We start from the raw sequence: 25,425 nt of genomic DNA, 5'->3' as shown, positions 1-25,425 counted from the left end.
GGAGGGGCTCACACCATGCACGACGACCGCAGGCCGACTCGCGGACGCTCGCTGTCCACGTGGACGACCAGGCGCTGGCTGCGGGTGGGTGCCGCGCTGTCCCTGGCCGTCCTGGCACTGCTGGGTGTCGCGGGGTTCTGGGCGCTGGAGCGCACCCAGGACATCAGCACGAACCTGGTGGACACCCGCTCGCCCGCCATGTCCACCGCGTTCCGCCTGGAATCGGTGCTGCTCAACCAGGAGACCGGCATCCGGGGCTACGCCCTCAGCGGCAACCCGGAGCTCCTCCAGCCCTACCGGCAGGGCCTGGTCGACCAGAAGACCCACACCGACACCCTGCTCGGCCTCCTGCACGGCAACGACTCCGGGCTCGCCGACCTCGCCGCGGTCCAGGCCGCGGTCGGGCAGTGGCAGCAGCAGATCGCCGAGCCGATCGCCGCCGCGCCCCCCGGCGCGCCCGTGCCGCAGGCCGCCGCCTCGGCCGACGCGGGCAAGGCCGCCTTCGACCGCATCCGGGTCCAACTGACCCGCCAGCAGGACCACCTGCGGGCCGACCGCGCCGCCGCCCGGGCCGACCTGCTGGCCACCACCCGGGTCCGCAACTGGGTGTTCACCGCGATCGCGGTCGTCATCGCCGTGCTGACCGTGCTGGTCTTCGAAGGACTGCGCCGCGGCATCACCGACCCGCTGGAGCGGCTCGGCGCGGACGCCCGCCGGATCGCCGCGGGTGACTTCGATCACTCCATCGTCGGCAGCGGCCCCGCCGACCTGCGCCGCCTCAGCGCCGAGATCGACTCCATGCGCCGACGGCTGGTGCGGGAGCTGGCGTTCACCGAGCAGGCCCGCCTGCGCCTGGACGCCCAGGCCGCCGACCTCCAGCGCTCCAACGCCGAGTTGGAGCAGTTCGCCTACGTCGCCTCGCACGACCTCCAGGAGCCGCTGCGCAAGGTCTCCAGCTTCACCCAGCTGCTCCAGCGCCGCTACGGCGGCCAACTCGACGCCCGGGCGGACCAGTACATCGACTTCGCGGTCGACGGCGCCAACCGCATGCAGGTCCTGATCAACGACCTGCTGGACTTCTCCCGGGTCGGCCGGGTGCACCGCAACCACCAGGACGTCGACCTGGAGAAGGTGCTGGAGCGCACCCTGGACGTGCTCAGCGACAGCATCGCGGAGTCGGGCGCGGAGATCACCCACGACCCGCTGCCCACCCTGTTCGCCGACCTCACCCAGATGGGGATGCTCTGGCAGAACCTGATCGGCAACGCCGTCAAGTTCCGCCGCCCCGGCATCGCCCCGCGCATCCACGTCTCGGCCGAACAGCGCGACGAGCTGTGGCACTTCGCCGTCACCGACAACGGCATCGGCATCCCCCGGAGTTCGCCGTCAAGGTGTTCGTGATCTTCCAGCGCCTGCACACCAAGGACGCCTACGCGGGCAGCGGCATCGGCCTGGCCATGTGCAAGAAGATCGTCGAGTTCCACGGCGGGACGATCGCCGTCGACCCGTACCACCGCGAGGGCGCCCGGATCGCCTTCAGCATCTCCCCGGAGCCGCCCGCGATCCCCGCCGGGACGGAGAACCCCGAGGAGGCGGAGTTCCCCGCCGTCCCCGTGACGGAGACCGCCGCCGCGACGTACCCCGCCGCCGCGACGCGCCCCGCCGCTGTCGCGCACGCCCCCGACGGGACGGAGACCGCTGCCGCGACGGACACCGCCGACGCCGATCCAGGGCGGGAAACGCGATGACGTCCACCGTCACCAGCCCGCCCCGCAGCGACCCCGACGAACCGGCCTACCGCGTCCTGCTGATCGAGGACGACGAGGCGGACGCCATCCTGGTCGAGGAACTCCTGCACGACACCGGGATGCCCTTCGAACTCACCGTCCGCACCACCCTCGCCGCCGCCCGGGCCGCCCTGGCCGAGCAGCGGATCGACTGCATCCTGCTCGACCTGCACCTGCCCGACGTCTCCGGCACCGCCGCCGTCACCGCCGTGCGCGAACTCGCGCCGCACAGCGCCGTCATCGTCCTCACCGGCCTGTCCGAGGACCGGGCCGGCACCGAGGCGATGGCCGCCGGCGCCCAGGACTACCTGGTCAAGGGCAAGGTCGAGGCCGAACTGCTGCGCCGCTCGCTGCGCTACGCCGTCTACCGCAGCCGCACCGAGCGCGCCAGCATCCAGGCCGAGGCCGGGCGGCTGCGCGCCGAGGAGAACGCCCGGCTGGAGCGCGGCCTGCTCCCGCCGCCGATCCTGGGCACCTCCAAGGTCAAGGTGACCAGCCGTTACCTGCCCGGCGCCCCCATGGCGCTGCTCGGCGGCGACTTCCTCGACGTGGTCGAGGGCGACGACGGCCTGCTGCACGCCGTCGTCGGCGACGTCAGCGGGCACGGCCGGGACGCCGCGGCCCTCGGCGTCCTGCTCCGGATCGCCTGGCGCTCGCTGATCCTCGGCGGCCACCGGGGCGAGGACCTGCTGCACCTGATGGAACGGGTGCTGGTCGCCGAACGCGACAACACCTCGCTCTTCGCCACCTGCACCCTGCTCACCCTCGACCAGGAGAACCGCACCGCGACGCTCCACCTGGCCGGCCACCACGAACCCCTGCTCACCACCGCCGAAGGCACCCGGGAGCTGACCGCCGCCCACGGCATCGCCCTCGGCATCCTGCCGGGGCTGCGGCAGTGGCCGCACACCACCGTCCCGCTCCCCGACAGCGGCTCCCTGACCATCTACACCGACGGGCTGGTCGAGGGGCACAACGGCGGCACCGGACGGCGGCTCCAGGTCGACGGACTCCTCGCCCTGATCGGCACCACCGCCGCCGCCGACCCCGCCGACCCGGCCGCCCGGATCGACCGGCTCATCGAACAGGCCCAGACCCTGAACGCCGGCCGGCACACCGACGACCTCGCCGTCCTCCACCTCGCCTGGGGCAGCGACCACTGACCGGGCAGCGACCACTGACCGGGCCGCGACCGCCGGCCGGGCCGCGACCACTGACCGGGCCGCCGCGACCACCGGCCGGCGCGCGGCCCGGGCTCGGGCTCGGGCGCGGGCCCGGCCCGGGTGCGCGGGGCCCCGGACTGTGCCTTGAATGGTCGAGGTGACGCCGTCCCGCCGACCCCGGCCGGACCGGCGCACCCGACCCACCCCTCCCCGCCAGGACTGGCCGACCGGCGCCGCCTGGCCCCGGATCGGAGACACTCATGCCTGTTTGCACGACCCGCGACGGTGTGGAGATCTTTTACAAGGACTGGGGAACGGCCGACCGGTCGTCTTCATCCACGGCTGGCCGCTGAACGGCGACGCCTGGCAGGACCAGCTGAAGGCCGTCGCCGACGCGGGCTTCCGCGCCATCGCCCACGACCGGCGCGGCCACGGCCGCTCCACCCCGGTGTACGACGGCTACGACTTCGACACCTTCGCCGACGACCTGAACGACCTGCTCACCAGCCTCGACCTGCGCGACGTCACGCTGGTGGCGCACTCGATGGGCGGCGGCGAGCTGGCCCGCTACATCGGCCGGCACGGCACCGCCCGGATTCGCTCCGCGGTGCTGCTCTCCGCGATCCCGCCGCTGATGCTCCAGGGCCCCGACAACCCCGAGGGCGTGCCGCAGTCCGTCTTCGACGGCATCAAGGCGGGCATCCTCAAGGAGCGCTCGCAGTTCTGGAAGGACACCGCGGTCGGCTTCTTCTCCGCGGACCGGCCCGGCAGCAAGGCCACCGAGGGCAACAAGGACGCCTTCTGGTACATGGGCATGGCCGAGACCATCGAGGGCGCCGTGGCCTGCGTGGACGCGTTCGCGCACACCGACTTCCACGCCGACCTGGAGAAGTTCGACATCCCGCTGCTGGTCGTCCACGGCGACGACGACCAGGTCGTCCCGATCGACGCCACCGGCCGCAAGACTGCCGCACTCGTCCCCGGCGCGGTCCTCAAGGTCTACGAGGGCGGCTCACACGGCATCGCGCTGGTGCCCGGCGACAAGGAGCGGTTCAACCAGGACCTGCTCGACTTCCTCACGTCCTGACGCCCGGGCCGGGCGCCTGGCCGTCCGGCCCGTCCGGCCCGTCCTGGCCGTCCTGGCCGTCCAGCAGGGCGAGCTGCTCGGCGGTCAGGCGCAGCGCCCCGGCGTCGAGGTTCTCGGCCAGGTGGGCGGGGTTCGAGGTGCCGGGGATGGCCAGCACGTGCGGACCGCGGTGCAGCGTCCAGGCGAGGCGGACCTGGGCGGGGTGGCGCCGTGCGCGGCGGCGACGGCGCGCACCCGGGCGTCCCGCTCGGCGGCGGGCGCGCCCTCCCGGGCCCGGCCGGAGATGGCGAAGAACGGGACGAAGGCGATGCCCAGGCCCCGGCACAGGTCGAGCAGCCCGTTGTCGTCGGCGAGCCGACGGTCCAGGCCGTAGGAGTTCTGCACGCACACCACGGGGGCGATCGCCCGGGCCTGGTGGACGTGCTCGGGGCGGGCGTTCGACAGGCCCAGGTGCCGGATCAGCCCGGCCCGCCGCAGGTCGGCGAGCGCGCCGAAGTGCTCGGCGACGGACTCCGCGTCCGGTCCGTTGCGGCGCAGGTTGACCAGGTCGAGGTGGTCGGTGCCCAGCTGGCGCAGGTTCTCCTCGACCTGGGCGCGCAGCTGTTCGGGCCGGGCCATGGTGTACCAGGCGCCGTCGGGGGTGCGGCCGGGGCCGACCTTGGTGGCCACGGTGATCCGGTCGGCGCCGGGCCAGCCGGCCAGCGCCCGGCCGATCAGCCCGTTCGCGGAGCGCAGCGGCGAGAAGTAGAACGCGGCGGTGTCGACGTGGTCCACGCCGTGCTCGAACGCGGTGTGCAGCAGCCGGACGGCCGCCGCCCGGTCGATCGGAGGCCCGTCGGAGTTGCCGTGCATCCCGTTGCCGGTCAGCCGCATCGCGCCGTAGCCGAGCCGGTTCACCCGCCGGTCGCCGAGCTGCCAGTCGCCCGCCGCCGAGGCGTGCGCGGTCATGTCGTCCCCCTGCCGTCGGTGTGCCGCGGCCGGTGCCACGGCGGTCAGGTGACGGAGTATGGGCCCGCACCGGAGGGCCCCGACAGGGCCGCGGACGTTGAGTGATCTCACATCCGGGACGGGAACGAACGGCTCGGCGCGCCGCGTTGGTTCCGGTGTACGGCACCTGCGGGGGAGGCGGCCGGGCCGGGGCCGGGAGGAGGCACTCGGCGCGGTGTGCGGGAGCGGATAGGCTGACCCGGCTGGTTCTTTACTGAAATTTTCCTGTGTGCCGTACGACTGTGCCGTACGACGTGTCGACGGCCTTGTCCTGCCCAGACGGAGGTACTCCGCCTTGCACGTCGACCAATGGATCAACGACGTCCCACCGACCCTGGTGTACGCGATCATCGGCCTGATCATCGGTCTGGAGAGCCTGGGCATCCCGCTGCCCGGCGAGATCGCCCTGGTCACCGCCGCGCTGCTGGCCGCCAAGGGCACGGTCAGCCCGTGGGGCGTGGCGCTCTGCGCGATCGCGGGCGCGATCATCGGCGACTCGATCGGCTACGCGATCGGGCACAAGGGCGGCCGACCGCTGTTCGACCGGCTGGGCCGGAAGTTCCCCAAGCACTTCGGGCCCGACCACCTGGCCACCGCCGAGCGGCAGTTCCAGCGCTGGGGCATGTGGGCGGTGTTCTTCGGCCGGTTCGTCGCCCTGCTGCGGATCTTCGCGGGCCCGCTGGCCGGCACCCTGCGGATGCCGTACTGGAAGTTCCTGATCGCCAACGTGCTGGGCGGCGTGGTCTGGGCGGGCGGCACCACGCTGCTGGTCTACCAGGTCGGCAAGGTCGCCGAGAAGTACCTCCAGGGCGCCTCGTACATCGGGCTCGGCGCGGCCGTGCTGTTCGGTGCCGGGTCGGCGCTGGTGCTCAAGGGGAAGGCGAAGAAGTCCCGCGCCGAGCACCCGGAGCAGTCCGGCGGCAAGAGCGGCGAACCGCTCGCCGAGACCTTCGCCGAAGCCACCGACTGACCCCCCCGCAGAGCCCCGCACCTCACCCGGGCCGCCGCACCCCTCGCCGGGCGCGGCGGCCCCGGCGTGTTCCGGGACACGCTGAGGCCGGGGCCGGGTCGTGCCGGGGCCGGGACGCGGCGGAGTAGGGTCGCACCCGCGAGCCGATCACGGCCCGATCACGGAGGTGGGGAAGGGATGGGGAAGAGCATGCAGCAGAACGACCCGCAGGTGTGGACCGCGGTGGACGCGTACGCCCAGGAGCGGCTGATCGGGCCGGACGAGGTGCTGGACGCGGCGCTCGCGGCGGCCGACGAGGCCGGGCTGCCGCAGATCGCGGTGGCCGCCAACCAGGGCAAACTGCTGCACCTGCTGGCCCTGACCCAGGGCGCCCGGCGCATCCTGGAGATCGGCACGCTGGCCGGCTACAGCACCATCTGGCTGGCCCGCGCCCTGCCCGTCGGCGGCACCCTGACCACCCTGGAGATCGACCCGGCGCACGCCGCCGTGGCCACCGCCAACCTCGACCGGGCCGGCCTGGCCGACCAGGTCGAGGTCCGGGTCGGCCCGGCCCGCGACAGCCTGGCGCAGCTGATCGACCAGGGCGCCGGACCGTACGACTTCTTCTTCATCGACGCCGACAAGGCCAACATCCCGCACTACGTCGAGGCCGCCCTGGCCCTGGCCCGGCCCGGCGCGGTGATGGTGGTCGACAACGTGGTGCGCGGCGGGAAGCTCGCCGACCCCGACAGCACGGACGAGGCGGTGCGCGGCGTGCGGCGGATGCACGAGCTGCTCGCGGGCGACAAGCGGCTGGACGCCACCACCGTGCAGACCGTCGGGGCCAAGGGGTACGACGGGTTCACCCTGATCCGGGTCGCCGACGCCGCAGTGGAAGACTGAGCACCATGCGCATCGGACTCCTCGGCACCGGCCCCTGGGCGGGCTTCGTGCACGCCCCCGCCCTCGCCGCCCATCCCGACGTCACCTTCGCCGGACTCTGGGGCCGCCGCCCCGAGGCCGCCGCCGAACTCGCCGCCGTGCACGGCGTCCCGACCTACCCGACGGTGGACGCCCTGCTGGCCGACGTCGACGCGGTCGCGATCGCCCTCCCGCCGGACGTGCAGGCCGAGTACGCGGCCCGGGCCGCGCAGGCCGGCAAGCACCTGCTGCTCGACAAGCCGGTCGCCGCGACGGTCGACGCCGCCCGCGCCGTCGAGGACGCGGTGGCCGCGTCCGGCGTCGCCTCGGTGGTCTTCTTCACCACCCGGTTCGGCACCGTCCAGGAGGAGTGGATCACCGAACAGGCCGCCCAGGACGGCTGGTTCACCGCCCACTGCCACTGGATCGGCTCGGTCTTCACCACCGACAGCCCCTACGCCGCCTCCCCCTGGCGCCAGCAGAAGGGCGCGCTCTGGGACGTCGGCCCGCACGCCCTGTCCGTCCTGCTGCCGGTCCTCGGCGAGGTCGACCGGCTGACCGCCGCCCCCGGCCCCGGCGACACCACCCACCTGGTGCTCCGCCACCGCGGCGGCGCCTCCAGCACCGTCACCCTCAGCCTGACCGCCCCGCCCGCCGCCTCCGCCCACGGCGTCGCGGTCGAACTGCGCGGCACCTCCGGCGTCACCACCCTCCCCCACCGCGACGAACACCCCACCGCCGCCTTCGCCCGCGCCCTGGACGCCCTCCTCACCGCGGCGAAGACCGGCGACCCGCATCCCTGCGACATCGGCTTCGGCCGCCAGGTGGTGGAGGTCCTGGCCACCGCGGAGGAACAACTGCTGCGCGGCGGCCGCTAGTCGGCGAGTCCGACGGGGGAGCGCTCCGGGGTCACCGCGACTCGGAGCGCTCCCCTTCCGCCTGCGCCGGGGCATCTGCGGTGCCCGTGCTTTCCGTGGCGTCCGTGCTTTCCGGAGGTGCCCCGGTGCGCGGGACGGGCCAGTTCCGGGTCGGGCCGGACAGGTCAGCTGAGGTCAGGCCGGGCCAGGCCAGGTCGGGTCGGGTCGGGTCGGGTCGGGTCAGGTCGGGTCGGGTCGGGTCAGGGGCCGGTGGGGCGGCGGTCGGCGGGGCGGCGGGGTGGGATCGGGGTGGCGGGGAAGTCGCGCGGGCCGGTCCAGAGGGCGGGGACGGCGTCGGCGCGGCGGGCCAGTTCGTAGGCGACGGCCTCGTAGTTGACCCGCCAGCCGCGGAAGTGCGGCCAGGCTTCGGCGACCGTCCGCTCCAGGGGCATGCCCGACGCGGCGACCAGGGCCGCCGCGGCGTCGAACTCGGCGTACGTCAGCCGGATCTGACCGTCCGGGTCCGGGTCCGGGTCGAACGGGATGCGCAGCGCCGTGGCGATGTCGCGCAGCGCGGTGAACCCAGCGCGCAGCAGCAGGCGGGCCTCGGGCGGGGCGGAGCGCGGGGCGAGCGCCAGTTGCATCGCGGCCGCGTCCATCACCGCGATCAGGCCGACCACCCAGCTGCGGTACGGCTGCGGGGAGCGGAACGAGATCAGCACCGGGTAGTTGGAGTGGCCCTCGCCGAGGTCCGCGGCCAGCCGCTCCCAGTCCCGGTACAGCTGCGGCAGCCCGCTCTCGGTGCGCACCAGCGCCTGCCGGGCCAGCAGTTCCGGCCCCCAGGCCGGCTCGCCCGCCCGGGACTGCAGCAGCGTCACCTCCAACTCCCGCCGGTTGTACGCCCCGTAGAGCGTCGGCAGGTAGGCGATCAGCAGCGCGATGATCAGCGGGCCGTTGGCCGCCGCCAGGAAGTCGATCACCGACAGGTGCAGCCGGTCGCCGCTGGCGAAACCCAGCGTGAACAGGCTCGACCCGGCCTCCCGGAACGCCACCCGCCACGGCAGTCCGGACGTCCCCTGCAGCAGCAGGGTGTACGCGAGCAGCGTGGACGCCAGCCAGCAGCCCAGCATCCCCAGCAGGATCAGCGGCGCCAGCCAGGTCTGCGCCCGGTCGATCGCCCGGTAACCGCCGAACGGCGCCGCGACCGTCCGCAGCACCCGGCGCAGCACCGACCACAGCCGGATCACCAGGGCCGAGTACAGCCCGCGCGGCACCACCAGGGTCCGCAGGATGCCGGCCGCCGTCGTCAGCAGCAGCGCCGCCCCGGCCAGCGTGAAGATCACTCTCATGCGGTCATTGTGGCGGTAGCCCGGCCGCCGGAGGGCGCGGCCCTGCCGGGGCGGTCGGGCGCGGCGTGAAAGCATCGCGGGGGACGCCGCCTGACCGCCCGTCCGTCTGACCGTTCGTTCGTCCGTCCGCCCTGTCCGTCCGTGCCGCTGCGAGAGAGCCGAGCCCGCCCGTGCCGAACCCCCCGAACCTCCCCGACGCGCCCGTGATCCGGATCGACGTGCCCGGGTCCTTCGCCCGGGGCGTCTTCCACGAGCGCCACCCGGTGCTGATCCGGCAGGTGCTGGACGCGCTGCCGTACGGGCCGGCGCAGCGGGAGCGGCTGGCGGCGCTGCTCGCGCAGAGCACCGGCGGCGGCGTGCTGGAACCGCCGGACGGGGACGACCCGGACGCGGCGCGGTGGCGGGAGTGGGGTGCCGGGCTGTGGGGGAGGCGGTGGGACGAGGCGCCGTTCCTGTGGGCCGAGAGCTACTTCTACCGCCGACTGCTGGACGCCACCGGCTACTTCCGGCCGGGCCCCTGGCAGGGCGTCGACCCGTTCGCCCCGGTCAAGGCCGCCGAACTGGCCGGGCCGGCGGTGGCCGGGGAACTGGCCGCGCTGGACGCCGCCGAGCCCTCGCGGCAGGCGCTGCTGTCCGCCGCGCTCTGGGGCAACCGCGCCGACCTCAGCTTCCGGCTCACGGCCGGGGACGACGGGACGTCCGCCGCCGCGCTGGTCGCCGACGACAGCGCGGCGCTCTGGTCCGTGCTCGAACACGGCCGGGGCGGTCGGGTCGACCTCGTCGCCGACAACGCCGGACGCGAACTCCTCCCCGACCTGGTCCTGATCGACCACCTGCTCACCTCCGGCCTGGCCGGACGCGTCACCCTGCACGTCAAACCACAGCCCCACTTCGTCTCGGACGCCACCACCGCCGACACCCTGGCCGCCCTCACCCGGCTGCGCACCGCCCCCGGCAGCGCCGCCGCCGCGATCGGCGAGCGGCTGTGGCGGGCGATGGGCGCGGGCACCCTGACGATCGGCGCCCACCCGTTCTTCTGCGCCCCGCTGCCCTTCGACGCGATGCCCGCCGACCTGCGGGACGAACTCTCCGGCGCCACCCTGACCATCCTCAAGGGCGACCTCAACCACCGCCGCCTGGTGGGCGACCGCCACTGGCCCCCACCACCCCCTTCGCCGCCCTGACCGCCTACTTCCCGACCCCCGTCGCCACCCTCCGCACCCTCAAGTCCGACGTCGCCGTCGGCCTCGCCCCCGACCTCCCGCCCCGCCTCGACGCCACCGGCACCCCGTGGCGCACGGACGGGCGGCACGCGCTGATCCAGGTCCGCCGCTAGCCGCAAGCACCGGGGGAGAACTGCACGCCGGTGCGGCCGTGGGGATCATCGTCGACGGCTACGCGGATCCGGTGGACGGACGGGGACGATGACGGGCGATCGTGGGCGGGAAACGGGAAAGCCGTGAGGCGGAGTCGGTCGGCCGGATAGAAAGGGTGGGTTTGCCGGAGAAGTCGACGACGGAGGAGGGGGAGCGGCGATGGCACTCCCGGACGGTATGACGGTGCGGCCCGCGGCGGCCGGGGACGCGGCGGCGGTCTGCGCGCTGCTGAACCAGGTGGACGAGATGGAGATCGGGTGGGCGGAGACCGAACCCGACGAGGTGGAGTCCGAACTCGGCCGACCAGACGTTGACTTGGCGCGCGACACCTGGCTCCTGCACGACGCCGACGGGCAGTTGGTCGGGTACGGGCTGGTCCGCGACCGCTCCGGCGGCGAGCGGATCGACCTCGACCAGTACCTGCTGCCGGGCCAACTCGCGGGCGGCCTGCACCTGTTCGACCTGATGGAGGCCCGCGCCACCGAACTCGCCCGCCGCAACGGCGCCGACCGCGCCGTCCTGCACCTGCTGCTCAACGCCGAACCCACCACCGACACCGACGCGATGCGGGCCCGCGGTTGGCGGCTCGCCCGCCGCCACCACGCCCTGCGGCGCGACGTCTCCCCGGAGACCGACCCGCTGCCCGAACCCCCCGCCGGAGTGCGGCTGCGCGACTGCGCCCGGGAGGAGGACCGGCGGATCGCCCACCGGCTGCTCCAGCAGACCTTCGCCGAGCACTACGACTTCAAGCCCCGCGGCTACGAGCAGTGGCTGGCCGACATCCACGCCGACACCGTCGACTGGTCCCGGGTCTGGGTCGCCGAACTCGACGGCCAGGGCGACGTCGGTGTGCTGCGCACCGGCGTCCGACTCCCCACCCTGGCCTGGGCGTTCAACATCGGCGTCCTGCCCGCCGCCCGCGGCCGCGGCCTCGGCGGCTACCTGCTCCGGCACTTCTTCGCGGTGCACGCCGCCGACGGCCGCTCCGCCGTCGGCCTGGGCGTCGACACCGAGAACGCGACCGGCGCACCGGAGCTGTACCGCAAGCACGGCATGGAGGTCGACTTCTCCGTCGACACCTGGGCCCTGGTCCTGCCCACCTCCTGACGGCCGACGGGTGCGGGTGCGGGGACGGGGGCATGTCGGTCGGCGGCTCCCGTCCCCGTCGGCGCCGGGGGATCGGTCAGGCGTACACCCGGGCCTGGAGGCGGTACAGCTCCGCGTACAGGCCGCCGGCGGCGAGCAGGTCCTCGTGGGTGCCGGCCTGGGCGAGGCGGCCGTGTTCCAGGACCAGGATCAGGTCGGCCATCCGGACGGTGGAGAAGCGGTGCGAGACCAGCACGCTGACCGCGCCGGTCCGGGAGCGGGAGTCCGCGACCAGCCGGGCGAACCGTTCGAACAGGGCCTGCTCGGCCGCCGCGTCCAGTGCGGAGGCCGGCTCGTCCAGGACCAGCAGCAGCGGGTCGCGGCGCAGCAGGGCGCGGGCCAGGCCGAGCTTCTGCCACTGCCCGCCGGACAGGTCCACGCCGTCGCCGTAGCTGCGCCCGATCAGGCCGTCCAGGCCGCCGGGGACGGCGGCGGCCACCGGGGCGGCCTCGGCGGCGTCCAGGGCGGCGGCCAGGGCCGCGTCGTCGTCGATCCGGTCGAGGTCGCCGATGCCGGTGTTGTCGCGCAGGCGCAGTTCGAGGCGGGCGAAGTCCTGGAACAGGGTGGCGATCCGGCGCTGCCAGTCGGCGGGGTCGGCGGCGGTCAGGTCGACGCCGTCGACCAGGACGCGTCCGCCGGTCGGCCGGTAGAGGCCGCAGAGCAGCTTGATCAGGGTGCTCTTGCCGGCGCCGTTCTCGCCGACCACGGCGAGCGCGGTGCCGGCCGGGATGTCGAGCGTGACGTCGTCCAGCACCCGCCGGGTGCTGCCCGGGTACTGGAAGGAGACGTGTTCGAGCCGGATGCCGCGGGCCAGGACGAGCGGGGCTGACGTGCCGTCAGGAAGCTTGGAGCGGAAGGGAGTCGAGGGTTTCAGGGCGTCGAGGCGGTGGGCGGTGCGGCCGGCGTCCTGGAGGACGGTGAGCAGCTGGATCGCGGTGCCGACCTGGAGCGAGAGCTGGGCGGCCAGCGTGATCACCAGGATGACGTCGCCGAGCGGCGAGACGCCGTGCCGGGCCTGCCGGACCACCAGCCAGATCGCGGCGGCGTAGCCGAGCGCGAAGCAGAGCTGGCCGCCCGCGCGCAGGGCGGCGGCCCGGGTGTGGGCGCCGCCGAGCAGGCGGGTGGTGGCGCGCCACTCGCGATGGTGGCGGTCGAGCAGGAAGGGCGCGGCACCGGCCAGCCGGGCCTCCTTGGCGGTGGCGTGGCCGGTGGCGACGTCCAGCAGGTGGCGGCCGAGGCGCTGGTGCGGGGCGGCGGACTCCTTGGCGGCGTCCAGCAGGCGCTGGGCCCGGTGGCCGGCCAGCACCGGGACGGCCCCCAGCAGCGGGAGCAGCAGCAGCCACGGGTCGAGCAGGCCGAGCAGCACCGCCGTCAGGCCCAACTGGATGGCCAGACCGGCGAGTTGCAGGGCTGCTTCGAGCGAGGCCCGGGTGCGCGGCAGGTCGTCGCGGACGAGCGCGAGCGTGTCGGCGAACCGGGGGGTGTCGAGGTCCTCCAGGCCGGGCGCGCCGTGCGCGAGGGCGACCAGCCGGTTCTGCAGCTCGACCTCGCCGAGGTCGCCGAGCTCGAAGTAGGCCAGGTGCGCGAAGTGGCCCATCATCAGTTCGAGCACCAGCAGGACGGCGGCGGCCAGGCCGAGCAGGACGGCGCTGCCGCCGTGCCCGGCCAGCGTCTCGGTGGTGAGGCCCTTCAGGCACAGGGCGATCAGCGGGGTGGCGAGGCAGCCGACCGCCATCATGGCGGCGGCGCGCAGCAGTCGGCGCGGGTCGCACCGCCAGGCGAGGACCAGCAGGTGGCGCAGGGCCGGGATCAGGTCGGTCACCGCGGGGCCTCCTCGGCGGGCGGGGTGTCGGCGCCGGTGGCGTCCGGGGAGTCGGGGATGGTGGCGTCAGCGTCGGCAGTGGTGGCAGCGGCGCCGGTGGCAGGGGTGACGAGGCTGGCGTCGGCGTCGGCGTCGGCGGTGAAGCGTTCGGCCTGGGCGCGGAACAGGCGGGCGTACTCGCCGTCCAGGGCCAGCAGTTCGTCGTGGGTGCCGGACTCGGCGACCCGGCCGCCGTCGAGGACGACGATGTGGTCGGCGCGCCGGACACTGGAGAAGCGGTGCGCGATGATGACGCTGGTGACGCCGCGGGTGATCTCCAGGAAGCGGTCGAAGAACGCGGCCTCGGCGCGGACGTCGAGCTGGGCGGTGGGTTCGTCCAGGACGAGCAGGGAGGCGCCGTCGGCGAGGGCCAGCATGGCCCGGGCCAGGGCGACCCGCTGCCACTGCCCGCCGGACAGGTCGCTGCCGCCCCGGTAGTGCGAACTGAGCACGGTGTCCAGCCCGTCGGGCAGCGCGTCGAGCACGTCGAGGACCCCGGCCCGGTCGGCGGCGGCCCGCAGCGCGGCCCGGTCGGTGAGCAGGGCGGGCCGGCCGAGGGCGATGTTCTCGGCGCCGGTGAGCTCGTAGCGGGCGAAGTCCTGGAAGATCACCGCGATCCGCCGGTGCCAGTCGGCCACCGGCTGGTGGGCCAGGTCGGCGCCGCCGACGGTGATCCGTCCGGCACCGGGTTCGCGCAGCCGGGCGAGCAGCCGCACCACGGTGGTCTTGCCCGCGCCGTTGAGGCCGACCACGGCGGTGGAGCGGCCGGGCGGCAGCTCCAGGTCGAGGTGGTGCAGCACGTCGGGGCCGTCGGGGCGGTAGCGGAAGGAGACGTCCTCCAGCCGGATCGTCCCGTCGGCCGGCGGTTCACCACCACCGGCACCGGCACCGGCACCGGCGGTGGCGTCGGCGGGTGCCGGTACGCGGGACGGGCGCTGTTCGAGGGTGCGCAGGGCGTCCTCGGCGGTCAGCCCGTACAGGGTCTGCATGTCGCTCTCGGGGAAGAACACGCCGAACCGCATCGGCACCAGCACCGCCTGGAGGGCCGCGGAGAGCTGGAACAGCGTCAGGGTGTGCGCCGCGCCGCCCCGGGCGAGCAGGGCGAGGGCCGCGCCGCCGCCGAGCAGGCCGACCGCGGCCAGGCCGAGGAAGGGGCGGAACAGCAGGCGGCGGCGGGTGGCCCAGAGCGGTTCGAGGTAGCGGCGGGCCTCGGCGGTGTGCCGTTCGCGCAGCCAGGGGACCAGGCCGAGCATCCGGGCCTCTTTGGCGATGCCGGTGCCGGTGGCGGTCCTGCGCAGGTACGCCAGTCGCCGGCGGCGGCCGGTCATGGTGGCGCGGGCCGCGCCGAAGCGGCTCAGCGCGCCGCGCTGCCCGGCCCGGATGACCAGCGCGGCGGCGGTCACCAGCAGGGCCGGGAGCCAGCCCAGGGCGATGCCCACCACGGTGGCCGCACCGAGCAGTTGGGCGTAGCGGGCGAGCAGGGCCAGCGTCCCGGCGGCGGCCTCGCCCGGGGTGGGCGAGAGGCGGTCGAAGCCGCCGCGGGCCTCGGCGAGCAGGTCGAGGACGTCCTGCTCCTCCAGTGCGGCGCTGTCCAGGCCGTCCAGGGCGCAGGCCATCAGGTCGGCGATCCGGGCGCCGTCGACCTGCCGGGCCACCAGTTCGCCGACCAGCGACTGGAACGGGGCGAGCGCCTGGTGCAGGACGAACGCGGCGGCGGCGATCAGCAGCGCCGCGGTCGGCCCGCCACCACCGGTGCGGGCGGCGGGCAGGGCGGCGATCAGGTGGCTGGTGGCGGCGATGAAGCCGATCGGCAGCAGGCCGACCGCCAGGTGCAGCACGGTCGCCCCGACCAGCAGGGCCGGGTGCAGCAGGCGCAGCAGCCGGGCGGCGGCCAGCCGGTGCCGGACGCGGCGGCGCAGCCGTTCCGGCAGGCCGGGGGCGGGCGGGGCTCCGGCCGCCGTCGGCGCGGGCCCGGAGGGCGGGGAGGGTGCGGCGAGCGGGGGAGGCGCGGCGGGCGCGGATGCGGACGGCGGGGCGGGAGAGGGCACGGGCGGGTGCCTCCGGGTTTCGGTGGGTCTCGTCGAACGGGACGGGGTGCGCCCGGGAGCGCCGCGGGGCGGAGGGGCGGCGCGGGGCGGAGGGGCGGCGCGGGGCGGGAACGCGGGAGGGTGCCCGACAGCCGGGACGTCGATGTCGCCGGGGGGCACGGGTCCCCGAGTCTGCTGCAGGGCCGTCAAGTCCGTCAAGAATTCACCTGACAGTCACTCGGAGTTGGTTGCGAACGACGGCGGAAGCGTGGGTGGGTCTTCCATTTGGTCTAGACATTTGATCGACATCCGGGCTAGCGTCCTGTCCGGATCGGGGCCGGCCGGACACCGCCGGTACTCGTTCTCCTTGCGCTCGACGGGGGTTGGCGCATGTTCCCGGGCTGCGGCAGGCCCGCTGCCGGGAGGGTTGTTCCGCCGCGCCGCCGCGCCCATCAGGCAGGCCGCCCGGAACGCATCCCCCGGTCGCACGCCCCGTTTCCGCCCGGCCGTCGCCTCCTTCCCGCCGACGGCCCTCGTCCGCGCGCCGTCCCACCGGCGCGTACCGGAGAGGAACCCGCTGCTGTGGAGAGCGTTGACACCCGTACGGTGGCCTACCGCGGTGCCAGGACCGGCACCGCGCCCATGACCTGGGGCCAGCGCGCGATCTGGAAGTCCATCCGCTGGCTGGACGAGGGCGCCCACTACTTCAACATCCGCCGGATCGCCCAACTGCCGTACGGAACCAGCCAGTTGCAGGTGGACGCGGCGATCGCCGCGCTGCTGGAGCGGCACGAGGCGCTGCGCACCACCTTCCACGAGGGCGCCGAGGGCTGGCGCCAGCACCTCACCGACACCGGCACCCTGCGCTACCCCGTGGTCGACGCCGCCCCGGCACCGCCGCGGACACCGCCGCCCGGGTCGCCGACGAGCTGGTCGCCCGGACGTTCCGGCACACCGAGGAGATCCCGTTCCGCTGCGCCCTGGTGCGCGACGGCGGCCGCCCCGCCCACCTGGTGCTGGTCTTCTCCCACCTCGGCGTGGACTTCTGGGCGGTGCGCGAACTGGAGCGCGACCTGCGGGAGTTGCTCGCCGGGGAGCCGGGCCCCGCCCCGACTGGCAGCCGCTCGACCAGGCCGGGTACGAGAGCGAGGGGGAGGGCGCCCAACGCGGCGCCGCCGCCGTCGAGCACTGGCGGCGCACCCTGGAGAAGACCCCGCCCGCGCTGTTCCCGCCGGTCGACGACCAGGGGCGCCCGAGCGCTTCGTCCGCCTCGGCATGGACTCCCCGGCCGCCGCCGTCGCCGCCACCGCGATCGCCGAACGCTGCCAGGTCTCCACCGGCACCGTGCTGCTCGCCGCCACCGCCGCGGTGCTCGGCGCCTGGACTGGGCACCCCCTCGTCCCGCTGCAACTCATCGCCGTGAACCGGCACGACGACCGCACCCGCCGGCTGGTCGCCGCGATGGCCGAGAACGCCCTGTTCTCCCTCGACGTCGGCACCGGCACCTTCGACCAGGCCGTCAAGCGCGCCTTCCTGGCCGGCATGAACGCCTACCGGCACGCCCACTACGACCCGATCGCCGTCGACGAGGTGCTCGACGCCGCCCGGGAGCGCAACGGCGGCGTGCTGCAACTCGGCCACTTCTTCAACGACAAGCGGATGCACGACCGTTGGGAGGACCTGCCGGACGTGCCCGCGACCCCGGAGGACCTCGCGCCGCTCACCGCGAAGACCCGGATCTTCCACGTCGGCTCCTGGGAGCGCCAGGACGCGCTGTTCTTCGTCCACACCACCTACGCGCCCGACACCGCACTGCTGTACCTGATGGCCGACACCGCACTGATCCCCCGCCAGGACATCGAACGGGTGCTGCGCGCCTTCGAGGGCCTGCTGGTGGCCGCCGCCGCCGAGCCGGTCGAACTCGCCGCCGTCGCCTTCGACTTCGACCGCTGAGCCGGTCCAGCCCGTCGTCGCCGTCGCCTTCGGCCGCTGAGCCGCGTAGCCGCCGAGCGCGGGCCGTCACCCCCCGGCCGTCACCCCCTCCGACCGTCGTACCGAGAGGAACCCCCGCATGACCACCGCCGCCCCGACCGCCGACACCGCGCCCGTCTGGGACGAGGAGGTGGCCGCCGCCGTCACCCGGCTGACCGCCGCCGCCGAGAACGAGTACTACAACCCCTACCAGACCTTCGACTGGCCCGAGCGCATCCCCGAGGGCGCCCTGTGGATGAGCGAGGACCTGCTCACCGTCCACGGCACCGCCGCCGCGGCCGAGTTGAGCCGCGAGCAGTACCTGGCGCTGTCGAAGTGGGAGAGCATCAACTTCTACAGCCTCAACGTGCACGGCATCCGCGAGCTGATGCAGGAGGTCGTCCGGCGCATCCACGCCCCCGGCTACGAGATCCCCACCCCGTTCTTCCACCACTTCCTCGGCGAGGAGAACGAACACATGTGGTTCTTCGCCGAGTTCTGCCTGCGCTACGGCGGCCGGCTGTTCCCCGACCGGTCGATGGCCTTCTCCGCCGAGAAGCACTCCGCGCGGCTCGACAACTTCGTGGTGTTCAGCCGCATCCTGATCTTCGAGCAGATCGTCGACCACTTCAACAGCAGGATGGCCGCCGACACCGCGCTGCCCGAGACCATCCGCGCCATCAACCGGGTCCACCACCAGGACGAGTCCCGGCACATCGCGTTCGGCGCCCAACTGGTGCGCGCCCTGTGGCAGCGCCTGGTCGAGGCCGGGGACGAGCGGGAGACCGAGCGCGGCCGGCAGTACGTCGAGAAGTACGTCCAGTCCTCGATCCAGCAGCTGTACAGCGTCGACGCCTACCGCGACGCCGGCATCCCCGACCCGCTGGCCTTCCGCGCCCGGGTCATCGCCGACCCCGCCCGGCAGGCCGCGCACGCCGCCATCACCTCCCGCACCACCGCGTTCTACCGCCGCATCGGCGTGCTCGACGCCGCCTGAGAACCCGCCGACCTCCGCGCCCAGCAAGGGAACCCGCATGAGCACCCGCACCACCGACCTGCCCCCGCTGCGCGAGCCCGGCCCCGGCCTGGTCGTCCTCGACCCCGTCCACGCCGCGCTGCTGACCGAACTCGACGCGCTGTTCACCGGCCTCGCCGAGCACCTGCACGCCCCCGCCGTGATCGGCCCGCCGCTGCTGCCCGCCGAAGGGCTCGCCAAGCTCGACTACTTTCGCAACTTCCCGCACCTCGGCGTCGCCGCCGCCGCTACCAGGGCGACACCCTGGACGCCCTCGCCGCCGGGGAGCCCCCCGCCGAGCAGGGCGTCCACCCCACCGGCTACCTGCTGCCCTCCGCCACCTGCTACGGCCTGCTGCTCTCGCTCTCCGGCGCCGAGGTCGGCGACGGGCAGCGGGTCACCGCCATCGGCCGCTGCTTCCGCAACGAGGACCACTACGACGGGCTGCGCCGCCTGTGGGGCTTCCACATGCGCGAGGTGCTCTACCTCGGCACCCCCGACGGCGTGCGCGACCACCTCGCCCGCTCCAAGGAGTTCGTCCTCGACCTCGCCGCCGCCCTCGGCATCGTCCTCGACTACCAGCCCGCCAACGACCCGTTCTACGACCGCACCGGCTCGCGCGCCAAGCTGATGGCCCTCGACCCGGTCAAGTACGAGTTCCTGGCCGTCGACGGCACCGCCATCGCCTCCGTCAACCGGCACCGCAACTTCTTCGGCGACCGCCTCGGCATCACCTCCGGCGGCGAGGCCGCGCACAGCGGCTGCACCGCGTTCGGCGCCGAGCGGTGGGTGCACGCCGCGATCCTCACCCACGGCAGCGCCGACGCCGCGCTCGAACGCGTCCGCGAGGTGCGCGATGAGCGCCGCTGACGCCGACGCCGCCTTGGCCGGTGCCGCCGCCTTGGCCGGTGCCGCCGTCGACGCCGCCTTGACCGCCGTCGACGCCGCCGCCGCAGTGGGCGCCGCCGCGCTCGGCGTCGAACTCCCGCTGGTCCAGGCCGGGATGGGCGGCATCGCCGGACCGGAGCTGGCCGCCGCCGTCAGCGAGGCCGGGGCCCTGGGCACCGTCGCCCTCTACAAGAGCGACCGCGCCCTGGCCGCCGCCCTGGTCGAGCGGACCGCCGCCCGCACCACCCGCACCTTCGGCGTCAACGTCATCCCCGAGGTCGCCGACCGGCTGCTCGACGAGCAGCTCGACGCCGTCCTCGACCGGGCCGACCGGCAGCTCACCGTCAACAGCTACGGCCTGCCGCCGCGCCCCTTCGCCGAACGGGTGCGCGCCGCCGGACACCGGCTGCTGGTGCAGACCGGCAGCCACCACGACGCCCGCACCGCCGCCGGGCTCGGCGCGCACGCCGTCACCGTCCAGGGCACCGAGGCCGGCGGCCACCACCTCGGCGAGCGGCCGCTCGCCGACCTGCTCGCCGAACTGCGCGCCGACCCCGGCTTCGACCTGCCGGTGTTCGCCGCGGGCGCCGTCGGCACCGGTGCCGACCTGCTGCGGGTCCTGGCCGCCGGGGCGAACGGGGCGATGTGCGGCACGCTGTTCGTCGCCGCCGCCGAGTCCGCCGCCCACCCCGACTACCGGCGCGACCTGATCGCCGCCGGACCGGCCGACACCGTCATCACCGACCGCTTCTCGATCGGCTGGCCCGGCCGCACCCACCGCGTCCTGCGCAGCGCCGTCACCGAGGCGCCGGCCCCGCTGCCCTCCGCACTGATCGCCTGGACCACCGTGATGGGCAGCCGGCGTCCCGTCCCGCGCGGCTCCGCCGCCGCACCCACCGCGGAGGCCGAGGGCCGGGTCGGCGAGATGGCCCGCTACGCGGGACTCGGCTGCGGCGCCGTCACCGCCGTCGAACCCGCGGCGGCGATCCTCGCCCGGCTGCGCGAGCAGTACGCGCGGGCGCGGGACGCGACACGGGATGCGGCACGGGACGCGGCACAGGACGCGCCGCCCGGACCGGGGGCGGCCCCGGTCGCGGCCCGGTGACCGGGGAGGACGCCCTGCGGGCGGCCCTGCACCGGATGCTCGGCGACACCCCCGACGGGGCCGACCCCCGGCTGCGGGTCGGCGTCGACCTGGTGCACGTCCCCCGCGCCGCCGCTGTCGCCCGCCGCCACGGCGAACGCTGGCTCGCCGACCAGTTCACCCCCCGGGAGCGCGAACAGCTCGCCGCTGCCGACGGCACCCCGACGCCACCCTGGCCGGGCGGCTCGCCGCGAAGGAGGCGTTCCTCAAACTGCTCACCCCCGTCGACGAGTTGATCCGCTGGCGGGACATCGAAGTGCTCCGCGGCCCCGGCGGCGCCCCCGCCGTCCACCCGCACGGCACCGCCCTGCGCCGGCTGCGCGCCGAACGCCTCGCGCAGTGGACGCTCAGCATCACCCACGAGGGCGAGTGGGCGATCGCGGTCGCCGCCGCCCTGACCGACACCCCCCTTCCCTCCCCGACCACCCCCCGCCCGTCCGACACCCTCCGCCCGTCCCCGACCATCCCACCGAGGAGTCACCCCGTGCAGCAGATCGCCGACTGGATCCAGGGCAAGAACCCGAAGCTCGGCCGGGAGGTCGAACCCGCCGAGGACCTCATCGAGGGCCGGCTGATCGACTCGCTCGACTTCCTGGAGTTCATCTACCTGCTGGAGAGCGTCTCCGGCCGACCCATCGACCTCGCCGAGGTCACCGTGGACGACTTCCGGACGCTGGAGCGGATCGAGGAGCGCTTCCTCGCCCCCGCCGAAGGCGCCGCGTGAGCGGCACCGTCCGGTCCGGCACCGTCCGGTTCGGCAGCTGCGACGCCGAGGCCCACTGGCGCCCCGCGGAGCTGGCCACCCTGCCCGCGCTGCGCAACCCGCACAGCGAACGCCTGACCCGGGAGATGGACCAGCTCCAGGCGGTGCTCTGCGGGCCCGGCGACGTCCTGCTGACCAACCGCCAACCACCCTCCGCGTTCACCGAGTTGATGCACGCGGCCGGTTTCGGGGCCCGGCACCTCGCCGTCCCCGGCGACCCGGCGGAGCCGGTCGAGCGGCGGCTCGCCGCGCACCCCGTCCCCGGCCTGGCCGGGGCGGTGGCCGCGCCGTACGCGGTGCTGCCCGGCACCGCGCCGGCGCTCGCCCGGCAGGGGCTGGCCGGGCGACTGCCGGAGCCGGACGCCGTCCGGCTGGTCAACTCCAAGACCTGGACGACGGAACTGGGCCACCCCGGCGCCGGCACCGTCGTCACCGGCCTCGCCGAACTGCGGGCCGCAGCCGGGGCGCTGGGCCCGTGCGTGGTCAAGGACCCGTACGGGGTCTCCGGCCAGGGCAACCTGGTGGTCGAGTCGCCCGAGCGGCTCGCCTTCCTGGAACGGCACCTGGCCCGGGAGGTGGAGCGGCGCTCGGCCCGGATCGAGCTGATCGTCGAGCCGCTGCACCGGCCCGCCGAGGACTTCGCCGCGCACTTCACCATCGACCCGTCCGGCCGGCCGCACTGGCACGGCATCCGGCAGGTGCTCAACGACGGCCACGCGTACCGGGGTTCGGACCGGCCGAGCCCCGAACTGCTGGCCCGGCTGGACCGGGCGGGCTACCGGGAGACCGCGGAGTCCGTCGCCGAGTCCGCCGCCGCGGCCGGCTACCGGGGGCCGCTGTCGGTGGACTCGATGACCACCGCCGACGGCGCACTCGTCCCCGTGCTGGAGGCCAACGCCCGGCTCTCGCCCGGCATGATCGCCCAGCAGCTGGACGCCCGGCTGGAGTTGCGGCTCGTCCCGATCGACGGCGAGGGCTGGTTCGAGCGGCTGGTCAACGCCCTGGACGAGGCCCGGCTGCTGCCCGCCGCCGGCGGGCCGGGCCTGCTCCCGCTGGCCGCCGGTACGCTCGCCGCACCGCGCGGCTGGCTGTTCCTCGCGGCGCTCGGGGACGCCGACCCCGCCCCGCTCACCCCCGTCCTGGAACGACTCACCTGAGGAGCGAGCCCGCCGTGGCCGACACCGTGTACGACGCCAGCACCGCCGCCGACTACCGGGCGGCCCGCGAGATCCCCCGCGAGGGGCTGACCGCCTGGCGGGAGGCGATCGCGGAGCACGCCGCGCCGAGCCCCGGCGCCACCGTCCTCGACGTCGGGGCGGGCACCGGGGCCTTCGCCACCGCACTGCGCGACTGGTTCGGCGTCCACGTGGTGGCCGTCGAACCCGCCCCGGCCATGCGGGAGTTGATCCCCGTGGGGAGGGGATCACGGTCCTGGACGGCCGGGCCGAGCAGCTGCCGGTCGCGGACGCGGGGGCGGACGCCGCCTGGCTCGGCTCGGTGGTCCACCACATCGGCGATCTCACCGCCGCCGCACGGGAGTTGCACCGTGTGCTGCGCCCCGGCGGGACGGTGCTGATCCGCAACGCCTTCCCCGGCCGGTGCGAACGCGACCTGCGGGTGCGGTACTTCCCGGAGACCGCCGCCGGGATCGCCGACTACCCGACCGTCGAGCACGTCACGACGGCGTTCGAGGCGGCCGGGTTCACCCCGGTCGCCCTGCGCTCACTGCCGCAGCGCTCCGCGCCCACCCTGGCCGCGTTCGCCGCCGGACTGCGCCGCGACGCGGACAGCAAGCTGCGCGCCCTGCCCGACGAGGCGTGGCAGGCCGGGCTCGACCGGCTGCGCCGGGCGGCGGCCGAGCGGCCGGAGGAGGAGGCCGTCAGCTGGATGGACCTGCTGGTGCTGCGCCGCGACTGAGCACCCCCGTCCGCCCGTCCGTCCGTCTGCCCGTCCGTCCGCCCGTCCGTCCGTCTGCCCGTCCGCCCGTCCGTCCGCAGCCGGTGCGGGGCGGAGTCCGGCTGCGGACGGCTGCGGGCGGGCGGGGGCGGGCGGGAGCGGGCGGGGGAGCGGTGGGTCAGCCGTTGGCGAGGGCCTTGAGCCGGTCGAGCGCGCCGTTGAAGTAGTTCTGGTCGCCCGGCAGGGTGCCGGAGTCGGAGTACTGCCAGATGGTCTGGTAGGACCAGCCGGCCGGCAGGGTGCCGACGGCGGAGGCGTAGCGGGCTATCCAGAGCGGGTTGGTGGCGCCGAAGGAGGAGTTGTTGCCGGTGCAGGTGGTCCACCAGTCGGTGGTGGTGTAGATCGTCGGGTAGCGGCCGGTCTTGCTGTGCACGGTGTTGGAGAAGTCGCGGATCCAGCTGACCATCCCGGCCTGGCTCAGGCCGTAGCAGGTGGCGCCGTACGGGTTGTACTCGATGTCCAGGGCGGGCGGCAGGGTCTTGCCGTCCTTGGACCAGCCGCCGCCGTGGCCGACGAAGTAGGTGGCCTGGGTGGCGCCGCTGGAGACGTTCGGCAGCGCGAAGTGGTAGGCGCCGCGGATCATCCCGACGTTGTACGAGCCGCTGTACTGCTGGGAGAAGTACGGGTTGGTGTAGCTGGTGCCCTCGGTGGCCTTGACGTAGGCGAACCGGCCGCCGTTGGCGTACGCGGTGCTCCAGGCGACGTTGCCCTGGTAGCTGGACACGTCCATGCCCTTGGTCTGGGTGGCGGCCAGTGCTGCGAAGGTGCTCGCGGTGTCGGCTGTGTCGGCGCGGCCCTCGTGGCCGGCGACGGTCGAGCCGGCGAAGTCCCGTTCGGGGTGGAAGCCGGCGGGGGTGCCCGGCGCGGCGGCCTGGGCGGGGACGGCGGCGACGGCGCCGACGAGCAGGGCGGCGGAGGCGGCCGCGGTGGCGGCGCGACGGAGCATCCGGGTGGTGCCGGAAGCGGGCATGACGACTCCTCAATCCGGTGGTGGCGGCCGGATCGGCCGCATGCCGAGAAGATATAGTCATGGCCCCGTCAGTCAACAGAGTGTTGAAACTACACATCGAATGACCGTATGTAGAGCGAACAGCCATACATGTGACAACTGAACGCCCGTGGTTCCGCCGGGCGTTGACGCGCCGACCGGAGAACGGCCCGCTGGCGCGCCCCACCGCCTCGGCGGTAGCGTGTCAACGCGCGTCCCGCTGCCGGGACGCCGGGCCGAGACGAGGACGGGGGAACGGTGCCGGACGGACGCCTGCTCGCGGTGAGCGACCTGCACGTCGGCATCGCCGACAACCGCGACACCCTCGAAGCGCTCCACCCCACCGGTCCCGACGACTGGCTGATCGTCGCGGGCGACGTCGCCGAACAGGTCCGCGACGTCGAGGCGGCGCTGCGCTTCCTCACCGGCCGCTTCGCCCAGGTGATCTGGACGCCCGGCAACCACGAACTGTGGAGCACCGCGCACGACCAGGTCGACCTCTCCGCCCCCGCCCGCTACCAGCTCCTGGTCGAACGCTGCCGCGCCCTCGGCGTCCACACCCCCGAGGACCCGTTCCCGGTCTGGCGGGGCCCCGGCGGACCGTACGCCGTCGCCCCCGTCTTCACCCTCTACGACTACAGCTGGCGGGTGCCCGGCGTCACCGACAAGCAGCAGTCGCTCGCCCGCGCCCACGAGAACGGCGTGGTCTGCACCGACGAGTACCGGATCGACCCCGCGCCCTACGCCGGCGTCGACGACTGGTGCCGCGAACGGGTCGAGGCCACCGAGAAGGCGCTCGCCGCGCACGACCCCGGCCTGCCGCTGGTCCTGGCGAGCCACTGGCCGCTCGACCGCCGCCCCACCGACATCCTGCACTACCCCGACTTCGCCCAGTGGTGCGGCACCGACCGCACCGCCGACTGGCACCGCCGCTTCAACGTCGCCGCCGTGGTCTACGGCCACCTGCACATCCCCCGCACCACCTGGTACGAGGACGTCCGCTTCGAGGAGGTCTCGATCGGCTACCCCCGCGAGTGGCGCCGCCGCGGCCACCCGCGCGGACTGCTCCGCCAGATCCTCCCCTACCCCGGCCCGCCCGAGCAGCCCGTCCCCGCCTCGCCCGCGCCCGCCTCGCCCGCGCCCTGAACGCCCCTGCCGCGGACGGCCGCTGACAGTACCGGCGGCTAGGA

At 74.7% G+C, this 25,425-nt stretch carries 17 protein-coding genes and 6 pseudogenes; 18 read left to right on the top strand and 5 right to left on the bottom strand.

Annotated elements, in window-relative coordinates:
• Positions 1-15: 15 nt before the first annotated feature.
• From QMQ26_RS05520 to QMQ26_RS05510, 3 genes and pseudogenes are all read left to right on the top strand, one after another.
• A pseudogene (locus QMQ26_RS05520) lies at positions 16-1,748 on the top strand (sensor histidine kinase).
• The gene (locus QMQ26_RS05515) at positions 1,745-2,950 is read left to right on the top strand and encodes a PP2C family protein-serine/threonine phosphatase (RefSeq protein ID WP_282204952.1); all 1,206 of its coding nucleotides are present in this window, start codon (positions 1,745-1,747) and stop codon (positions 2,948-2,950) included. Before QMQ26_RS05520 ends, QMQ26_RS05515 begins: the two are co-directional and overlap by 4 nt.
• A 260-nt stretch (positions 2,951-3,210) precedes the next feature.
• Positions 3,211-4,037, top strand: a pseudogene (locus QMQ26_RS05510) (alpha/beta fold hydrolase).
• On the opposite strand, the pseudogene QMQ26_RS05505 reads toward QMQ26_RS05510, so the two are convergent.
• A pseudogene (locus tag QMQ26_RS05505) lies at positions 4,027-4,985 on the bottom strand (aldo/keto reductase). The pseudogenes QMQ26_RS05510 and QMQ26_RS05505 sit on opposite strands and share 11 nt — an antisense overlap.
• A 334-nt stretch (positions 4,986-5,319) precedes the next feature.
• Here QMQ26_RS05505 and QMQ26_RS05500 point away from each other — a divergent pair.
• The 3 genes from QMQ26_RS05500 (at position 5,320) to QMQ26_RS05490 (ending at position 7,772) form a co-directional block, all read left to right on the top strand.
• Complete coding sequence (locus QMQ26_RS05500; RefSeq protein ID WP_282204951.1) at positions 5,320-5,994, top strand: DedA family protein; 675 nt, start codon at positions 5,320-5,322, stop codon at positions 5,992-5,994.
• Between the two features lie 177 nt (positions 5,995-6,171).
• Positions 6,172-6,876: an O-methyltransferase gene (locus QMQ26_RS05495; RefSeq protein WP_282204950.1), complete on the top strand. Its 705-nt coding sequence runs from the start codon at positions 6,172-6,174 to the stop codon at positions 6,874-6,876.
• Positions 6,877-6,881: 5 nt separating this feature from the next.
• Positions 6,882-7,772 carry a Gfo/Idh/MocA family protein gene (locus QMQ26_RS05490; protein WP_100835109.1) on the top strand — a complete coding sequence of 297 codons (891 nt, stop codon included), beginning with the start codon at positions 6,882-6,884 and terminating at the stop codon, positions 7,770-7,772.
• A gap of 239 nt (positions 7,773-8,011) precedes the next feature.
• Here QMQ26_RS05490 and QMQ26_RS05485 read toward each other — a convergent pair whose 3' ends face one another.
• Complete coding sequence (locus tag QMQ26_RS05485) at positions 8,012-9,100, bottom strand: hypothetical protein (RefSeq protein ID WP_282204949.1); 1,089 nt, start codon at positions 9,098-9,100, stop codon at positions 8,012-8,014.
• 170 nt (positions 9,101-9,270) lie between these two features.
• Here QMQ26_RS05485 and QMQ26_RS05480 point away from each other — a divergent pair.
• Together QMQ26_RS05480 and QMQ26_RS05475 are read left to right on the top strand one after the other, a co-directional pair.
• Positions 9,271-10,436 (top strand): annotated as a pseudogene (locus QMQ26_RS05480) (damage-control phosphatase ARMT1 family protein).
• Positions 10,437-10,635: 199 nt separating this feature from the next.
• Entirely contained in the window at positions 10,636-11,583 is a 948-nt protein-coding gene (locus QMQ26_RS05475) for a GNAT family N-acetyltransferase (RefSeq protein ID WP_282204948.1), read from the top strand.
• A gap of 76 nt (positions 11,584-11,659) precedes the next feature.
• Here the strand turns inward: QMQ26_RS05475 and QMQ26_RS05470 are convergent, their stop codons facing one another.
• Together QMQ26_RS05470 and QMQ26_RS05465 are read right to left on the bottom strand one after the other, a co-directional pair.
• The gene (locus QMQ26_RS05470) at positions 11,660-13,444 is read right to left on the bottom strand and encodes an ATP-binding cassette domain-containing protein (protein ID WP_282204947.1); all 1,785 of its coding nucleotides are present in this window, start codon (positions 13,442-13,444) and stop codon (positions 11,660-11,662) included.
• Positions 13,441-15,531: an ATP-binding cassette domain-containing protein gene (locus QMQ26_RS05465; protein WP_282204946.1), complete on the bottom strand. Its 2,091-nt coding sequence runs from the start codon at positions 15,529-15,531 to the stop codon at positions 13,441-13,443. Before QMQ26_RS05465 ends, QMQ26_RS05470 begins: the two co-directional genes overlap by 4 nt.
• A gap of 561 nt (positions 15,532-16,092) precedes the next feature.
• Between QMQ26_RS05465 and QMQ26_RS05460 the strand changes: the two genes are divergently transcribed.
• The 9 genes and pseudogenes from QMQ26_RS05460 (at position 16,093) to QMQ26_RS05415 (ending at position 23,208) form a co-directional block, all read left to right on the top strand.
• Positions 16,093-17,463 (top strand): hypothetical protein, encoded by a 1,371-nt coding sequence (locus QMQ26_RS05460; RefSeq protein WP_282204945.1) that lies wholly within the window; start codon positions 16,093-16,095, stop codon positions 17,461-17,463.
• A gap of 118 nt (positions 17,464-17,581) precedes the next feature.
• The gene (locus QMQ26_RS05455) at positions 17,582-18,478 is read left to right on the top strand and encodes a diiron oxygenase (protein ID WP_100835105.1); all 897 of its coding nucleotides are present in this window, start codon (positions 17,582-17,584) and stop codon (positions 18,476-18,478) included.
• A gap of 37 nt (positions 18,479-18,515) precedes the next feature.
• Positions 18,516-19,366 (top strand): annotated as a pseudogene (locus QMQ26_RS05450) (hypothetical protein).
• The gene (locus tag QMQ26_RS05445) at positions 19,353-20,489 is read left to right on the top strand and encodes an NAD(P)H-dependent flavin oxidoreductase (protein WP_282204944.1); all 1,137 of its coding nucleotides are present in this window, start codon (positions 19,353-19,355) and stop codon (positions 20,487-20,489) included. The pseudogene QMQ26_RS05450 and the gene QMQ26_RS05445 overlap by 14 nt, the downstream one beginning before the upstream one ends.
• The gene (locus tag QMQ26_RS05440) at positions 20,486-20,764 is read left to right on the top strand and encodes a 4'-phosphopantetheinyl transferase family protein (protein ID WP_282206727.1); all 279 of its coding nucleotides are present in this window, start codon (positions 20,486-20,488) and stop codon (positions 20,762-20,764) included. The genes QMQ26_RS05445 and QMQ26_RS05440 overlap by 4 nt, the downstream gene beginning before the upstream one ends.
• Positions 20,765-21,012: 248 nt before the next feature.
• Positions 21,013-21,252, top strand: coding sequence for an acyl carrier protein (locus QMQ26_RS05430; protein WP_282206433.1), 240 nt, complete (start codon positions 21,013-21,015; stop codon positions 21,250-21,252).
• Positions 21,249-22,448 (top strand): hypothetical protein, encoded by a 1,200-nt coding sequence (locus QMQ26_RS05425; protein ID WP_282204943.1) that lies wholly within the window; start codon positions 21,249-21,251, stop codon positions 22,446-22,448. Before QMQ26_RS05430 ends, QMQ26_RS05425 begins: the two co-directional genes overlap by 4 nt.
• A 94-nt stretch (positions 22,449-22,542) precedes the next feature.
• A pseudogene (locus QMQ26_RS37345) lies at positions 22,543-22,809 on the top strand (hypothetical protein); the annotation flags it as partial.
• 30 nt (positions 22,810-22,839) lie between these two features.
• Entirely contained in the window at positions 22,840-23,208 is a 369-nt protein-coding gene (locus QMQ26_RS05415; protein ID WP_282204942.1) for a hypothetical protein, read from the top strand.
• 157 nt (positions 23,209-23,365) lie between these two features.
• Here QMQ26_RS05415 and QMQ26_RS05410 read toward each other — a convergent pair whose 3' ends face one another.
• Positions 23,366-24,217 (bottom strand): lysozyme, encoded by an 852-nt coding sequence (locus tag QMQ26_RS05410; protein WP_282204941.1) that lies wholly within the window; start codon positions 24,215-24,217, stop codon positions 23,366-23,368.
• 276 nt (positions 24,218-24,493) lie between these two features.
• Between QMQ26_RS05410 and QMQ26_RS05405 the strand changes: the two genes are divergently transcribed.
• Positions 24,494-25,381 (top strand): metallophosphoesterase family protein, encoded by an 888-nt coding sequence (locus QMQ26_RS05405; protein WP_100835099.1) that lies wholly within the window; start codon positions 24,494-24,496, stop codon positions 25,379-25,381.
• Positions 25,382-25,425: the final 44 nt, after the last annotated feature.

The organism is Kitasatospora fiedleri (assembly GCF_948472415.1).
In the GTDB taxonomy this organism is placed as follows: Bacteria; Actinomycetota; Actinomycetes; order Streptomycetales; family Streptomycetaceae; genus Kitasatospora; species Kitasatospora fiedleri.
Note: the sequence above shows the minus strand (reverse complement) of the source record. Positions and strands in the feature narration are given on the sequence as shown.

Bases quoted from the DNA above. Each gene is read 5' to 3' on its own strand.
- QMQ26_RS05515 (WP_282204952.1), top strand. From the start codon at position 1,745: ATGACGTCCACCGTCACCAGCCCGCCCCGCAGCGACCCCGACGAACCG.
- QMQ26_RS05495 (WP_282204950.1), top strand. From the start codon at position 6,172: ATGGGGAAGAGCATGCAGCAGAACGACCCGCAGGTGTGGACCGCGGTG.
- QMQ26_RS05490 (WP_100835109.1), top strand. From the start codon at position 6,882: ATGCGCATCGGACTCCTCGGCACCGGCCCCTGGGCGGGCTTCGTGCAC.
- QMQ26_RS05485 (WP_282204949.1), bottom strand. From the start codon at position 9,100: ATGAGAGTGATCTTCACGCTGGCCGGGGCGGCGCTGCTGCTGACGACG.
- QMQ26_RS05475 (WP_282204948.1), top strand. From the start codon at position 10,636: ATGGCACTCCCGGACGGTATGACGGTGCGGCCCGCGGCGGCCGGGGAC.
- QMQ26_RS05455 (WP_100835105.1), top strand. From the start codon at position 17,582: ATGACCACCGCCGCCCCGACCGCCGACACCGCGCCCGTCTGGGACGAG.
- QMQ26_RS05445 (WP_282204944.1), top strand. From the start codon at position 19,353: ATGAGCGCCGCTGACGCCGACGCCGCCTTGGCCGGTGCCGCCGCCTTG.
- QMQ26_RS05410 (WP_282204941.1), bottom strand. From the start codon at position 24,217: ATGCCCGCTTCCGGCACCACCCGGATGCTCCGTCGCGCCGCCACCGCG.